The organism is Kordia jejudonensis, assembly GCF_001005315.1.
GTDB classification, from domain to species: domain Bacteria; phylum Bacteroidota; class Bacteroidia; order Flavobacteriales; family Flavobacteriaceae; genus Kordia; species Kordia jejudonensis.
In genome coordinates, this window is the sequence record NZ_LBMG01000154.1 from 1 (window position 1) to 960 (window position 960).

Annotated in this window: 2 protein-coding genes; both read right to left on the minus strand. The window is 25.0% G+C overall.

Annotated features, from left to right (window positions below; all coding sequences use genetic code 11):
• Nucleotides 1-145: 145 nt before the first annotated feature.
• On the minus strand, nt 146-322 hold the full coding sequence (locus AA089_RS25880; RefSeq protein WP_449546253.1) for an immunity protein Imm33 domain-containing protein: 177 nt from the start codon (nt 320-322) through the stop codon (nt 146-148).
• Nucleotides 303-482, minus strand: a complete 180-nt coding sequence (locus AA089_RS25885) for an immunity protein Imm33 domain-containing protein (protein ID WP_449546254.1) — start codon at nt 480-482, stop codon at nt 303-305. Before AA089_RS25885 ends, AA089_RS25880 begins: the two co-directional genes overlap by 20 nt.
• Between the last annotated feature and the right edge of the window lie 478 nt (nt 483-960).

Here is a 960-nt window from a genome sequence, read left to right on the forward strand (position 1 = left end):
TATACTGTCCTCTAAATAGGGGAATGATCAGTATTTACCTTACACTACATATTGTTGAGCACCAGGGTACTAAAAAAACAGTAACATTTTTAATAGTTACTGTTTTTTTCTTATTAATTTTTATTAATATACTTTTTAAAGAAATCTAATTATCTATAAATTCCTCAGATATCAAAGATAAATCTTCCCACACATCTATATAATTTCCTTTATTAGCTATTAAAAATCTATAGCCTGGCTCTAAAGCTAGAAAAGGTAAAAGTAACTCATTCCAATCTTTCAAATGTGATACATGCAATGGTTTAAAAAAAATCTGGATCATCAGAATAATCTCCTGCCCATATATACCATCCCGATGTATCTTTTGTAGGAAAGTGTCTTAACCCGTGAATTGGTTCTATACCTTCTTTAACATTAAAGGAAATTCCCACTTTTATTTCTAACGGAGTTTCAAAAAAACTTGATCCGTATTTATCACATATTTTTTTTTGTTCTTAAATCCATAATTTTAATCTAAAGGTTTAATAATTTAAGATATCAAAAAAGTTTTTATGTAATATTCGTATCAAAAAGAATAACTTTTTCAGATATTGAATAATCCAATGTTAAACTATCGATAGTAATATGTGTTAGAAGTCCTTTTTTTTCTAATCGATTTATGTAATTATATTCATTTAATATTTTCAAAAGTCGATTTAAGGATGACATTTCAATTTCTTCTATAGATTTACATTGTAACCTATTTTTAATAATTAATAATAGGTCATTCTTCTGTTTATTGAACTCATCTTTATTATTCATATCTTTTTATTTAATGGGTTAAATTACCTAAATCTTCTAATGATCATTTTTTCACGTAATGTTTTTTAAAAATAAAGTCCAGTGAATTGATATCATCACTAGACTTTATTAATAATAAATACAATCAGATTTTAGATAGTTACTATCATCATCCTAACT

What these genes read in the sequence shown, in the direction of transcription:
- AA089_RS25880 (WP_449546253.1), bottom strand. Translation starts at nt 322, where the DNA reads ATGATCCAGATTTTTTTTAAACCATTGCATGTATCACATTTGAAAGAT.